General features: G+C 47.7%; 11 protein-coding genes. 2 read left to right on the top strand and 9 right to left on the bottom strand.

Translation table 11 applies throughout. From position 1 onward, the window contains the following. Positions 1–158 precede the first annotated feature (158 nt). A complete protein-coding gene (locus tag B4H10_RS06215) occupies positions 159–1,262 on the top strand; it encodes a tyrosine-type recombinase/integrase (RefSeq protein WP_292018439.1) in 1,104 nt (367 codons plus the stop codon). A 115-nt stretch (positions 1,263–1,377) separates the two neighbouring features. Here B4H10_RS06215 and B4H10_RS06220 read toward each other — a convergent pair whose 3' ends face one another. Further along, the gene (locus B4H10_RS06220; RefSeq protein ID WP_292018440.1) at positions 1,378–2,721 is read right to left on the bottom strand and encodes an esterase-like activity of phytase family protein; all 1,344 of its coding nucleotides are present in this window, start codon (positions 2,719–2,721) and stop codon (positions 1,378–1,380) included. Between the two features lie 221 nt (positions 2,722–2,942). Between B4H10_RS06220 and B4H10_RS06225 the strand changes: the two genes are divergently transcribed. Continuing rightward, complete coding sequence (locus B4H10_RS06225) at positions 2,943–4,295, top strand: MFS transporter (protein WP_113855873.1); 1,353 nt, start codon at positions 2,943–2,945, stop codon at positions 4,293–4,295. A 37-nt stretch (positions 4,296–4,332) separates the two neighbouring features. Here the strand turns inward: B4H10_RS06225 and B4H10_RS06230 are convergent, their stop codons facing one another. From B4H10_RS06230 to B4H10_RS06265, 8 genes are all read right to left on the bottom strand, one after another. Continuing rightward, positions 4,333–5,094, bottom strand: coding sequence for an SDR family NAD(P)-dependent oxidoreductase (locus B4H10_RS06230; RefSeq protein ID WP_292018441.1), 762 nt, complete (start codon positions 5,092–5,094; stop codon positions 4,333–4,335). 149 nt (positions 5,095–5,243) lie between these two features. Next, positions 5,244–6,974, bottom strand: coding sequence for an adenine deaminase C-terminal domain-containing protein (locus B4H10_RS06235; protein WP_292018442.1), 1,731 nt, complete (start codon positions 6,972–6,974; stop codon positions 5,244–5,246). A gap of 11 nt (positions 6,975–6,985) precedes the next feature. Further along, positions 6,986–8,314 carry an NCS2 family permease gene (locus B4H10_RS06240; RefSeq protein ID WP_172793329.1) on the bottom strand — a complete coding sequence of 443 codons (1,329 nt, stop codon included), beginning with the start codon at positions 8,312–8,314 and terminating at the stop codon, positions 6,986–6,988. A gap of 245 nt (positions 8,315–8,559) precedes the next feature. Further along, positions 8,560–8,781: a 4Fe-4S binding protein gene (locus B4H10_RS06245; RefSeq protein WP_113855871.1), complete on the bottom strand. Its 222-nt coding sequence runs from the start codon at positions 8,779–8,781 to the stop codon at positions 8,560–8,562. A gap of 132 nt (positions 8,782–8,913) precedes the next feature. Beyond that, positions 8,914–9,123, bottom strand: coding sequence for a helix-turn-helix domain-containing protein (locus B4H10_RS06250; protein ID WP_206085051.1), 210 nt, complete (start codon positions 9,121–9,123; stop codon positions 8,914–8,916). A gap of 359 nt (positions 9,124–9,482) precedes the next feature. Continuing rightward, the gene (locus tag B4H10_RS06255) at positions 9,483–10,343 is read right to left on the bottom strand and encodes a MerR family transcriptional regulator (RefSeq protein WP_113855870.1); all 861 of its coding nucleotides are present in this window, start codon (positions 10,341–10,343) and stop codon (positions 9,483–9,485) included. A 195-nt stretch (positions 10,344–10,538) separates the two neighbouring features. Next, on the bottom strand, positions 10,539–12,533 hold the full coding sequence (gene ligA, locus B4H10_RS06260; RefSeq protein WP_292018443.1) for an NAD-dependent DNA ligase LigA: 1,995 nt from the start codon (positions 12,531–12,533) through the stop codon (positions 10,539–10,541). A 27-nt stretch (positions 12,534–12,560) separates the two neighbouring features. After that, on the bottom strand, positions 12,561–13,606 hold a 1,046-nt coding region (locus B4H10_RS06265), incomplete at its 5' end, for a 3'-5' exonuclease (RefSeq protein ID WP_292018444.1).

A 13,606-nucleotide genomic window follows, 5' to 3' on the forward strand; every position in this document is an offset into this window, starting at 1 on the left:
AAAAAAACCCTGTTACCGTTCGCGACACGATAACAGGGGATGTGCGGGGCGCCATCCTCGCACGCAGTAAATCCACCACCAGTCAGGGCTGATTTACAGGTATAGTATACCACAATCAGCCCGCTATCCGCTATAGCTATAAGGAGGCTGATTTTTTTATGTTTCTACGTCAAATAAACGGCCGTTGGTATTACACCATCAACGAAAAAGACAACCTGGGCAAATATCATAAGCACGAACATTTCGGAGGATTCACCCGGACAGAGGCTGCTAAAGCGTACCGCGCTGCCATGCAGGAAATCGACCGGACGGGGAAGTTTTTCGAGCCGAGCGATATGTTATTTCCCGATTTTCTTAGTGAATGGATGGAAAAGGAGGTCGAAATTAATCGCAAGCCAAATACAGCCGATACATACGGCAGTATCATCCGGAACCATCTGGCCCCGACATTTGCGCGGATCCGGCTGAAGGACCTTACAACGCCCATGCTCCAGGATTACATTACGGGTCTCAGAAATCAATATTCCTGCGGGACGCTGAAAGCCATCATGGCCGTACTTCGTGCATCACTGCGCTGGTGCGTAGCAAATCGGCGGTACATCACGATCAACCCCATGGATAACGTACGGCTTCCGCGGTATGAACCTAAAATTGCCGCTGTAAAAATATTCTCACCGACACAGATCCGAAAAATATTCGAGCGGTTCCCCCGCGGGAATCAGCTCCATATGCCCTGCATGCTGTCCTATTGTACCGGCATGAGACTTGGTGAGTGCCTTGCCCTTACCTGGAAGCACGTAGACCTTGCGTCCCGGACCATTGAAGTCGTGGGAAATAAATACGATAAATCAGGAACCTGTATTCAGTCGCCGAAAACAGAATCATCTATCCGGGTCATTACGTTCGGCAAGAAACTGGCCGATGAACTGCAGGCCCAGAAACTCTGGCAGGAGAAAAATAGTTTCCAGTATGGGAAATATTATGATCGCACGGATTTTATTTGCACGGAAGCCTGCGGGAAGCCGCTTACAAGTAATAATCTCCGGTATTTTAATCTTTGGTGCCGGCAGACGTTCGGCGGGCTTAGTTTCCATTCATTCCGGCATACGCACGCAACGATGCTGATAGAAAATGGTCTTGCGCTGGATTACGTCAGCAAGCGGCTGGGACACTCATCTATCTATACCACGGCCAATGTCTACGATACGATAACCGACAAGCGCGAAAAAGAGGCTCTCTCCGTAATGGACAGTATACTTTAAGGTATTTCCGCTATTTCAGATTTATAGCGGAAAAAATAGCGGAAAAAGTCCCGCGAGCCCAGTGTTTATGCGGGTTATCCGTTTCATTAACGTTATCGGAAGTAATACCTTCTCTCTATAATGATTTAGGCAATGTGAAAAACCAAATCTGACTTTCTTGTTCAGACGGTGCATTTTTCTTAAGGCTGAGTTTTACTTTATGGACTGTTTTGTCTTTATTATATATCATGACTTTTTTGTCGCTGTCATAGGTATAGTCTGATACATCGGCTGACGGGGCTTTGGGGTCCTGTACGGAAATGTCCATACCAAAGTCATTGTCGTTTACGACGGCTATGGTCCTGCGGTCCGGCAATAGTGCCAGGCCTTCGGCTTTTTCGATATTCCAGCCGTTGGCACGCAGGTCTAAAACGAGTTCTTTCCTGGCTGGTATCAGTTTTCCGTCGAGGCGTCCATATTCCAGATCGCCATTATTTGCTACGGGCGTGGCACCATTGAGATCCACTTTATAAATCAGGTTTTGCATGACACCATGTTGTTTCCCCTGTTCAATCATCAGGAACTGGCCGTGACCGATGGAGGTGATATCGCCTAATTTGGCGGCTCCTGTGTTTTTATAGCCTGAATCGACAGGGTAAGCGTACATTTTCGTTTCTTTAGTTACCGGGTCGAGTTCTACAATACGTGTATATTTAGATGTTTTGCCCGTTTTGCCATCTACATTCAGCGGACTCTGAATCAAAGCAAAGATATGTCCTTGTTCATCAATGGTCAGGCCTTCACTGCCTCTATTGGGAACGCGGCTGGCAAGGATGCTGGGCAGTCCGGCACCAGGAGCAAATTTTTCCACTATATTGCCATTCTTATCGGCTTTGACGATAAAAGGGCCGTATTCGTCGCTGATCCAGAAATTACCGTCTTTATCTATGGCCAGTCCTTCCGTATCCAGACCGTTGATATCGGTTCCCAAATCCTTCATTTTGAAATTGAGGGCGATTTCCTTTGTAGAACCAATCATTCCTTTCGGTACCGGTTTGCCTGTAATCGCTTTCCCCTGTACCTTCAGCGGGATAGATTCTGTTATATCGGCACGATTCTGTCCGGGACGTACGGTAATGACTCCGATAGACGGGGCAAAATCGGGGGTTGGGAAAAATTTTCCACTTACTTTTTTACCATTTTTTATGTATGTCGGGATGTCTCCATTAGGGCCCCGGTCTGTAATTGCATAAAATTCGATGGTTCCATCGGTTTTGATATCCTTCAGGGCCAATGCCGACCCGTATCCCGGATTAATGTGATGCTTGAAGGCTTTTTCGTTGCCTTTATAGGGCAGCTGATAGGAATCGGCATGTACAATATACGATTTAGTCTGGACTCCCTCAGCCAGCACGGCAGCACTTCCCAGACAAGACACGGCCAATCCTAGAGCTATCCAGCGTTTCCATTTTTTATTCATATGAAATTACACCTCCTGTATATCTGCATTCACTATATCAGGCTGATGTAAACAATCTGTCAAGACCAGCGATGTGTTTGGTAAATTATTTCATATATTTAGTGATACATAGGGAAATTTTCTTGTCAGAATATGGAATAAAGCGTATGATAAAATACGTCAACAAACCGGCTTAGCCGTGTAATCGTAGCATTATCAATGTATGCAGAAAGGATAATGGCATGGAACGCATTTCCTATGAAAATAAGATTTTAATTCTCATGATGATGGTTTCGTTCATCAATCCGTTCACCAGCAGTGCTCTTACGACAGCTCTCCCTGACATTGGAACTGCATACGGAGCCAGTGAAATGGCCCTGAGCTGGGTCATTGAAACGTTTCTCATCGTCTCCACTATCACGATTATGCCCGTCAGCAAAATGGCAGACCGGTGGGGCAAACGGCGCATATTCTTAATCGGCGTCCTTCTCTTCTGCTGTTCTTCTCTATCGGTATTTTTCGTTTCATCCATTATGGCATTGCTCGTCATACGCGTCCTGCAGGGGCTGGCCAGCGCCTGTATTTTTGCTACCAATATGGCAATCATTTCACTCGTTACCAATCCTCAGCGCCGGGGCCGTGCTATGGGATTTACCATAGCGGCTGTATATAGCGGCCTGTCTTTTGGCCCTGTCCTGGGCGGCTTTTTTTCGTATTATTTGAACTGGCAGGCTATTTTTTATTTTATTGCCCTCGTATGTGCCATTGTCTATCTTTTATCGCTGCGCTATATGAAAGAAGAATGGATCGTCAACGCTGGCGGCAGTCTGGACGGTACAGGCAGTCTTTTGTATGCACTGGCTATGGTAGCCGTCATGACCGGCCTTTCTGAACTAGCCGTCTGGGACGTTGGGAAATATCTGCTGACAGCAGGACTATTGGCATTCGGCGTATTCCTGTATCGTGAATGGCATACGGCCAGCCCGGTTCTGCCTGTACGTATTTTTTCCGGCAACCGTGTCTTTTCCTTTTCCAGCCTGGCTGCCATGCTCAATTATTGTGCAACCTTTGGCATCAGTTTTCTCTTGTCCATTTACCTGCAGCGTGTCATGGGCATGAATGCCCGCGATACGGGACTCATCTTGCTGATGCAGCCTGTTTTCATGGCGGTGTTGTCTCCGGTGACAGGTACACTTTCCGATAAAATCAGCCCGTCTGTCCTGGCTTCATCCGGCATGGTGTTCATCACAGCTGGTCTTGCCACACTGACCTATACTGTCACCCATCCGTTGTTTATCTGTATTATTGCCGCCCTGGTTATCATCGGTATCGGTTTTTCCCTCTTCACGGCCCCCAATAACAATGCCATCATGGGTTCCGTTACACCCCAGTATTACGGTGCTGCCTCATCCGTCGTCGGAACGGTCCGGCTCATCGGGCAGGTCCTGAGTGTTGCCATTATTACACTGATTCTTTCGCAGAACCAGAATGGTACGGTATCATGGCTTACAGCCCATATCCAGCTGGCATTTTTGATTTTTACCATTCTCTGCGCCATTGGCATCATCCCCTCTGCCATACGCAATAAAACCTGACAATATCCGGCTTTACAGACACACAGGATATCTATTTTCAGCGGAAAAAGCGGCTAATCCAGATGAAAAAGGATTGCGGCAGGATACCGGAGCTGATGCGATGAAGTGTAGAAATCAAGTCAGGAGTAATGACGACACGTCCCTGACGGATTTGACGGAAAGAACGGCGGGCGATAGTCTTCTTGTCTCCGGCAAATAGGTAGTACGTAAACCGGTTTTCTTGGTCGGTCTTCTTTGCCGTCGCAATAAAAGCCGTATCTTTGACCCAGTATGGGCAGACTGCCGAGACCAGAATCCCCGATGGTTTCAGTTCTTCTGCCAATGCCCGGCTGTACCGGAGAAGAAAGGCCTTGCAGGCAGCGTATACGGCCAGATATGGCAATGGCTGGAAAGCGGCACAGGAACAGATTTCAACAATGTGACTGCCCCGCTGGCAATAGGGAATGACCGCCTTCGTCAGGGAGACAGCGGCCTGGCAGTGTACGGCAATCATACCGGATGTATCTGCTTCTGTCATAGCAGCAGCCCGGCCCATACGGCCATATCCGGCAGCATGGATGAAATACGAAATGACGGGCTGTTCCTGCCTGAGAGCTGTAGCAAAAGACGTATACGATGCCGGTTTCTGCAAGTCCAGCGGTAAAATGCGGGATTTTGTTTTCAATGCATGTGCCGTCTCTTCCAGTTTTTCCTGATGGCGGCTGATGAGCCAGATTTCATCGACAGACTGTTCATCAAGAAGCCGTACATATTCCCTGCCGAGACCACTGGAAGCTCCTGTTACAATGGCTATATTCACACGTATCACTTCCTTTTACATTCATTATACCCAATCTCCGTTCCACTTCAATCCTTTAACGTCCGGATGTAGTAAAACAGACGTGCCGTCTGGTGTATAGAGCTCCAGACAGCACGTCTGTTTCGTTTATCTATTTACTTATTCGTATTCTATGGCTTTTCCCGTGCTTCCGTAATAAGTGGGACGATTTTCGCATTACGGACATCAATGATCCCCTTATCAGTTAATTTAAAGAATGGGCTTACGGGAAGTGACAAGGTACTGAGAGACATGATGACATTATCATGGCGATATCCACAATCTGTCAGGACGCGATGCACCTCTTGTATTTGTTTTCCCAATACAGGCAGCGGCCGGTCGGACAGAATCCCAGCAATGGGAAGCGGTGCAAAGGCTTTTGTGACGCCGTCACAAGCTACGGCATAGCCTCCCTGATTAGCGATGACCGTATTAGCAGCCGCCATCATATCTTCTTTTGTCTGACCTATGACAAGGAGATTATGATGGTCATGGGCATAGGTCGTAGCTGCAGCACCCCTGGTCATGGCCGTTCCCCCGACAAGAGCTGTCCCATGGCCACCGTTCTTTCCATGGCGTTCCCAGACGATTGCCAGATTATAAGGACTATGTTCCCAATCAACTTCTCCATGATGGACTGGCAGCACGGCCCGTCCTTCTTTGACAAAGGTCGTATGTTCTTGCACCTCCAGGATGCGGCAGGTAACCTCCCCTTCTTCTATAGGAGCTTTCAAAGTAAAATCATCGGACGTGCGCGGCGCGACGTGGACACTATGATAAAAGGCTTTCGGGAAAGACGTATCCCGTTCTGCTTCCTGCCAGGAATCTCCTTTTGTATAGACTTCCTGCCCGGCACACCAGGTACTTTCAACGGTCAGGTCAGCCAGGTCAGACAAAATGACGAAATCAGCGATTTTGCCAGGTGCAATGCTCCCTTTATCGCGCAAGCCCATGCGCCGGGCAGGTGTATACGTCGCTGTATAGATAGCTTCTTCCCGTGTCAGGCCATTGTGCATGGCCTTTTTTACCAGATAATTGAGATGGCCCCGTTCCATGAAGGCATCGGGCATGGTATCGTCCGTTACGATGGCCATGTGTTCCAGCAGATTATTTTCTTTAATATAAGAGATAAATTCCGGTTTCAGTGACTTTTCCTGCAACTGTACGAACATGCCATTCATGAGCCGTTCCTTCAGGCCTTCCAGCGACTGATCCGTATGGTCGGAATTCACGCCGCTCATCAAAATCTGGGCCAGCTCCCAGCCGCTGAACCGGGGGCAATGGCCTTCCAGAGAGAAATCGGGCCGGCCAGCCCGGATCTGCCGGATCAGGCGGCTGGTCTTGGAATGGCTGTCCCGTATGACGTCGCGGCAGTTCATGACTTCGCCCAGACAGATGACGTGGTCCATATGCATCAGAGATTCTACATCATCATTATCGATGACGCCACCGGTCGTTTCCAGTTCTTCATTTGTCGATGGGACCGAACTGGGAATGGCGATATAAACGTCACATGGCCCCTCTTGCATTGTTTTAGCCATGGCCTGTATGCCTGCAAGGCCGAATACGTTGGCAATTTCATGAGGTTCGGCAATGAGTGTCGTTACACCATTGCGGACAGCTCCTTTCATGAAGGTACGCGGTGCTGCCATCGTACTTTCAATATGCATGTGGCAATCGATGAAGCCGGGGATTACGTACTGGCCATCAAGATCCCGCACATGTTCCGGCTTGATGGGCAGAGGGTCATTTCCCATATAACAAAATCGTTTCCCACTGATAGCCAGATTACAGGGAATAAATTTTTTCAGATAGACATTATAGATATTCCCATTTTTTAACAGCCAATCGATTTTCACCATCCATCACTCCCTTATTTAACGCCAGCAATGGCATAGAAATAATACGCCAGAAGCAGTGCCAGCAGAAAATGTCCTTTATTAAGTTCCGATGCTCTGCCGGAAGCGACTTTCATGATGACATAGGCAATGAACGCAACGGAGATACCGTTAGCAATATTAAAAGTAAAAGCCGTAAAGGCAATACAAAGGAAAGCCGGTATATATTCACACATATCAGTGTAATCCAGATTTCTCATGCCTCCCATCATACTCACGCCGACATAGACCAGGACAGGAGCTGTAGCCGCTGCCGGAATCATGAGAGCCAGTGGAGTCACGGCCAGGATGAGGAGAAACATAATAGCCGTTGTAATTGCAGTCAGCCCCGTACGGCCACCGGCTTCGACACCGGCCCCCGATTCCAGATAGGTAATGAGTACAGGAATGGTAAAGAAGGAACCCAGCGTAGCTGCTACCGAATCGACCTGGAACACTTTATCTATGTCAGGAAGATCCCCGTTTTTATCGAGGAATCCCGCTTTGCCGCCGATACCAATAGCCGTTCCAAAACTAGAAAAGAAATCCGGCAGGAAAAATACGAATAAATACGGCAAGTATTTGACGTCCAGTGCCCCGAACAGGTCAAAATTAAAAAATACCGGTGCCAAGCTGTCCGGCATGGTAAACAGCGTAGCCGGGATTTTGGTAATACCCATGGGGATACCAATGATAGTACCGGCAATGATACTGATCAGAGCTGCCCCTTTGACACGACGCGCCTGCAGTGCCAGCAGAATGATGAAGGTAATCATAGCCAGAATGACGACAGGCTGTGTCAGGTCACCGAAAGACAGGGCGACTTTCTTGGCATTAGCTGCCAGTAATTTAGCATTGCGCAGGCCAATTACGGCAAGGAACATGCCGACACCGGCACTGATGGAAATCTTGATACCCTTAGGAATGACCATAACGATGGCTTTGCGGATACCGAGAACCGTGACGAGAATGAATAAAATACCGCTTAAAAATACGATAGCACTGGCAATACTGACCGATACATGCTGTAACTGCACCAAGGTAATAGAAAATATGGCAACGCTGCCCATTCCCGGAGCCAGGACAAAGGGCCGGTTTGTATACAGGCCCATGGCCATCGTAGTCAGAAAAATCATGAGTACCATAGCTGTCAGAACGGCCCCGCCAGGCAATCCGGCTTCCCCCATCATATGGGGCACGACAGCTAGTACGTAACCCATCGTGGCAAAAGTAGTCAGCCCGGCTATAATTTCTGTACTGACAGATGAATGAAACCGGCTGAGATGAAACCGCCTTTCACAAACGTTATTGATCCATGCATTCATGTTTTAATTCCTCCCCTTAAACTATGCACTGGAGTATTATATTTTTCTTATGACGGATTTTATTATAAGCTTATGTATTATATATTGCAATGAAAGTTGATGGAAGTTTCAAAAATATATTGCATAATTTTGAAAAAAAACGTTCAGCTGTATGAGGACAAAATAAAAACAGGAAGATGCCCTTTGACATAGGACTTCTTCCTGTTTTGAATAGCAATCCTGATAATAACGGAGCGGTACGCCGCTCAGGCATGATAGCACTTGTAAATTTCACAGGCATCCATGCAGCGGGTGCAACGGATGCACTTGCTCATATCGACGACAGGCCGTTCACTGCCATCCATTCGCTCTATCATGGTAATCGCATGGGCCGGGCAAATGCTGATACAGCAGCCGCAGCCTTCACATTCTTTTCTGTTAAAATAATCCGGCACAATAGACCAGATATCATCAATTGTTTTATCCATATCGTTTCCGCCTCCTCTGGCGTCTCTTATTACGTTATCAGTATAGACGGAAACGCTGTTTTTTTCTGTTGCAAAAACAACAAAAGAAAAAATGCCACATTCCCAAGAAGGCAATGTGGCCGTACAACCACCTTATTTTTTGTCAGATAAACCGGCAATGTAATCCAGCGTCGTATTATAATATTTTGCAAGAATGATGAGTTTCTCGAGAGAAATGCGGCGTTTTCCCAGCTCATACATGCCATAGGCGACCTGAGAACACCCCAACAAATTGGCAACATCTTTCTGTGAAAGGTTATTACTGATTCGCAAATATTTCAATCGATCCGTATACTGCACCATAATTATTTCTCTCCCCTGACTGTTTATTCCCCTGCCTGATTCAAAAATGTTATATGGATACATGTTATGATGAACAAAAGATTAAAAATTATATATATAATTATAACTCATATATAGAGGCGAGAGTCAAACAAATTGTTTTTTATAGTGTAATAAGAATATATCATGAATTTATTTAAACATTTTTTATATTATGTTAATTTTTAGAAGAAAAATAAGGATTAATCCCGTTTAAATATGATATATTTTTTATTTTAAAATCATATTGATTTAGCATAATAGTTTTCATCTTATTTTACGTTGACATATAGACAAATTAACTAAAACTATACGATTTTAAACTCTGTTTGAAAAAATAGTTAAACGTTTATATCCGGTGGTTCAGGAAGAGTGACAGGTACTTGCAGGCGTAAAAATTCTTCATGATTAATGAACCGCTGCAGATTCATCGTTCCCATCCAACGGCAAATGACATCTCCTGTAATCGTACAGTTTTTTTCCTGGCAAAACTGGTACAGTTTATCCATGTATTCGCCAATTCTGCTGAACGTGTCAAAATATATGCAGGCGTAGAGACCCTGAGGCTGCTCCTGGATATGGCGTTTGTCCGCATACGACCGGTCAACATACAGGCATAACATATCACTTCTCGCACTATTAGAAAGAAAATCTTCACGTCGGACCGTCAGGCCAATAAAGAAGGCATATTCATAAGAATAGTTGTTTTTTTCCATGTCCTCCAAAAGATGAGAAATCCCCAGTTCTACGCTGCCGGAATCTTCTTTTAAGTAATCGCGCTCTGCTGGTTTGGTATACGCATATTCTGTATCGAAGTACGTCAGGCTGGTTGTCCCGACGGGAGGCAGATCGACGATATGGCGGATTGCATGGAGAGATCGGATGATAGCCCGCTGCTGGGCATTAAGGGCTTCGATTTGTTTGGATAGTTCATCAAGACGGCGATAGTATAATTCTTCGACATAAGAAAATGTATCTGTTTGGGATATATTTTCAACTTCTTTTAAGCTTAATCCGATATTTTTGTGAAATTGTATGGCACGGAAAGTGATGCACTGACGGATGTCATAATACCGGTAATTGCTGTTTGGATTGACATAGATTGGCTTTAAAATGCCCAGTTTATCATACAAGCGAAGCGTACTGATCGTCGTATGATTCATTTTTGCCATTTGTCCAATCGTCAGCTTGTTATTTTTCATGTTGCATCAGTCCTTCAACATAGGATATTTGTTATGTATATTATTTCATTATTAATGAAATAAATCAAGAATTTTCATACTAAAGTCACAGAGAAAAAGAGGACTGTAACAGAACGGGCATTGTTTTCCCATTTTGCTGCAGTCCCCTGACTATGACACTGCCACGGACAGCGTCATGACTCTTCTAATGCGTTATCATTCCCGTTCCAGCCATTCACGGAATTCCGCTTCTGAGATGATATGTGTGCCCAGCTGCTGTGCTTTTTCATACTTACTTCCCGGATCGGCACCGGCTATGACGAGAGTCGTCTTTTTCGTAACTGACGAAGTACACCGGCCACCGCGGTCTTCCACGGCTTTTTGCGCTTCCTGGCGGGTCATGGATTCCAGTTTTCCTGTGAGGACGACTACTTCCCCATCAAAGGAAGCATTGATGAGCTGCCGTTTTTCGCAAGTCATATCGACACCATATTGGCGCAGTTCTTCGATAAGGGCCCGGTTTTTGTCATCGGCAAAGTAAGAAACGACACTTTCGGCAATACGCGGTCCAATTTCGTCGATGACGGTCAGCTCATCTGCCTTAGCTTCCATGATGGCATCGATGGATCCGAAACATTCGGCCAGGATCCGACCGGCTTTGGCACCGACAAAGCGGATTCCCAGGGCAAACAAGACCCGTGCCAGGCCTACATGTTTGCTCGTTTCGATAGCTTTCAGCAGATTATCTGCCGATTTATCGGCAAATCCGTCGAGGTCCAGTAAATCTTCCTTTTTCAGGCCATAAATATCGGCTACGGTATGGATCAGATGATGATCCAGAAGCTGGCTGACGATGGCATCACCGAGGCCGTCTATATTCATGGCATTGCGGGAAACGAAATGGGCGACCCGTTCGAGGATGACGGCCGGACAGTCGGGATTGATACAGCGCGTAGCCGCTTCTCCTTCGCGGCGTACGACAGGGCCGCCACACCCCGGGCAGCGGGCCGGCATGGAAAATACCTGTTCGCTGCCATCCCGGTCAGCTGTAACAGCGCGGACCACCTCAGGGATGATTTCTCCTGCCTTCTGGATGATTACCGTATCGCCGATGCGGATGTCCTTTTCGCGGATATAGTCTTCGTTGTGCAACGTGGCCCGTTTGACTACAGTCCCGGCGAGACGGACCGGTTTGAGGTCGGCAGCCGGTGTCAGGACTCCCGTCCGGCCCAGGCTGACAGAAATATTCAGCACCTTCGTACGGGCCTGTTCCGGCGGGAATTTATAGGCGATGGCCCAGCGGGGAATCTTGACTGTGTTCCCCAGACGGGCCTGCTGGGCGAAGGAATTGACTTTGACGACCATGCCGTCTGTCGCATATGGCAGCTTGTCCCGCCGGTCATCCCAGCTATGGATGAAAGTAATGACATCGGCCATCGTCTTAAACTTCCGGTATTCCTTGTTGACCTGGAAGTGAAATGCTTTCAGATCTTCCAGCAGTGCTTCCTGGCTGGGAATATCAATGCCAACCGTTCCCCCGATGGCATAGGCAAAGAAGGCGAGTTTGCGCTGGGCCGTAATCTGCGGGTCGAGCTGACGCAGCGATCCGGCCGCGGCGTTGCGGGGATTGGCAAAGGGTTCCAGTTCGTCATCGCGGCGCTGGGCATTGAGCTGCTCAAAGGCTTGTATCGGCATATAAACTTCCCCACGGATTTCCATGTGGGGGGAAGTGCTGTCGATATGAAGGGGTATCGTACGGATAGTACGGACATTATTGGTGACATCTTCACCGACCCGCCCGTCTCCGCGGGTAACGCCACGGATGAACTGGCCATTTTCATAAATCAGATTGACTGCCAGCCCGTCGATTTTCAATTCGACCACATATTCCAGGTCTTCTCCCCCCAGATCACTGCGGACACGCTGATCAAACTCCATCAGTTCCTGGTCGTTGAAGACATCTCCCATACTGAGCATGGGTCTGTCGTGGGTATATTTTTCAAAGCCGCCGGAAATTTTCGAGCCGACGCGCTGGGTCGGCGAGTCGGGCGTCACCCAGTCCGGATGATTCTTTTCTATCGTTTCCAGTTCCCGGTACAGCATATCGTATTCATAATCGGTCATCGTCGGCTTATCGAGTGTATAGTACTGATAGCTGAGTTCATCAATCGTCTTGCGCAATTCCAGCAGGCGCGCTTTTTCTTTTTCCATTCAGACCTCCTCGGTGAGCCTGTGCGGCTACACTTTTTCTATGGGTGCAAATTTTGCCATGACCTGGCGCACACCCTTAGTGGGAAATTCCAATTTCAACTGCAGATTTTCACCACTGCCTATGACTTCCAGGACCTTGCCGGTTCCCCATATTTTATGACGTACCGTATCCCCTTTCTGCCAAGTATGATCGACAGCGTGCTTTTTGGGCAGACTCGTCGTGACCGGCTTGGTCAGGATAGACACGCGCTGCCGTGCTGGCACGTCCCCGGCGTGATTCTGGGGCATGGCCGTGCGGCGGTGGTACTCTTCAACCAGCGATTCCGGGATTTCGTCGAGGAAGCGGCTGGGAAGATAGGCGGAAATACGGCCGTACATGGTACGCGTCGAAGCATTGGTCACATACAGCTGGCGTTCCGCCCGGGTAATGCCGACATAGGCCAGACGCCGTTCTTCTTCTATCTGGGATTCATCCATGAGCGTCCGGCTGTGAGGAAATAATCCTTCATCCATGCCGACCAGAAATACGACAGGGAATTCCAGGCCTTTCGCGGCGTGAAGCGTCATGAGCGTAACCTTGGAATCGCTGCTTTCAAATTCATCGACATCGCTGACCAAAGCGACATTTTCCAGGAAATCCTGCAGGCTCCCTTCCGGATTGGAATCGACATAATCTTTGGCAACGGAAAGAAATTCGCCGACATTATCCTTCCGGCTTTCCCCCTGCGGATCATGGGCAGCTTCTTTATCGAGCATATCGCCATATCCGGTCTGGCGGATGACTTCTTCCATCAGGGTCTGGACATCCCATTCATCGACATGGCCCAGTAAATCGAAAATCATGATGGAAAACTGTTCCAGTGAGGCCTTGGCCCGTTTGGTGACGGGTATTTCTTCCGTAGACGAAAGGGCTTCAAATAAGGAAATGCCCTTCTTTTCGGCATATTCTGCCAGATGTTCCAGCGTAGTAGCGCCGAGGTTGCGCTTCGGTACATTGATGATGCGCATCAGGCTCAGACTGTCTTCCGGATTGTACAAAAGGCGCAGATAGGCGATGATATCCTTGATTTCCT

It is taken from the genome of Megasphaera sp. UBA4382 (genome assembly GCF_002391155.1).
In the GTDB taxonomy this organism is placed as follows: Bacteria; Bacillota; Negativicutes; order Veillonellales; family Megasphaeraceae; genus Megasphaera; species Megasphaera hexanoica.

Excerpts from the sequence above, each read along its gene's own strand:
- B4H10_RS06240 (WP_172793329.1), bottom strand. The coding sequence starts at position 8,314 with ATGAATGCATGGATCAATAACGTTTGTGAAAGGCGGTTTCATCTCAGC.
- B4H10_RS06220 (WP_292018440.1), bottom strand. The coding sequence starts at position 2,721 with ATGAATAAAAAATGGAAACGCTGGATAGCTCTAGGATTGGCCGTGTCT.
- B4H10_RS06255 (WP_113855870.1), bottom strand. The coding sequence starts at position 10,343 with ATGAAAAATAACAAGCTGACGATTGGACAAATGGCAAAAATGAATCAT.
- B4H10_RS06225 (WP_113855873.1), top strand. The coding sequence starts at position 2,943 with ATGGAACGCATTTCCTATGAAAATAAGATTTTAATTCTCATGATGATG.
- B4H10_RS06245 (WP_113855871.1), bottom strand. The coding sequence starts at position 8,781 with ATGGATAAAACAATTGATGATATCTGGTCTATTGTGCCGGATTATTTT.
- B4H10_RS06215 (WP_292018439.1), top strand. The coding sequence starts at position 159 with ATGTTTCTACGTCAAATAAACGGCCGTTGGTATTACACCATCAACGAA.
- B4H10_RS06250 (WP_206085051.1), bottom strand. The coding sequence starts at position 9,123 with ATGGTGCAGTATACGGATCGATTGAAATATTTGCGAATCAGTAATAAC.
- ligA (WP_292018443.1), bottom strand. The coding sequence starts at position 12,533 with ATGGAAAAAGAAAAAGCGCGCCTGCTGGAATTGCGCAAGACGATTGAT.
- B4H10_RS06235 (WP_292018442.1), bottom strand. The coding sequence starts at position 6,974 with ATGGTGAAAATCGATTGGCTGTTAAAAAATGGGAATATCTATAATGTC.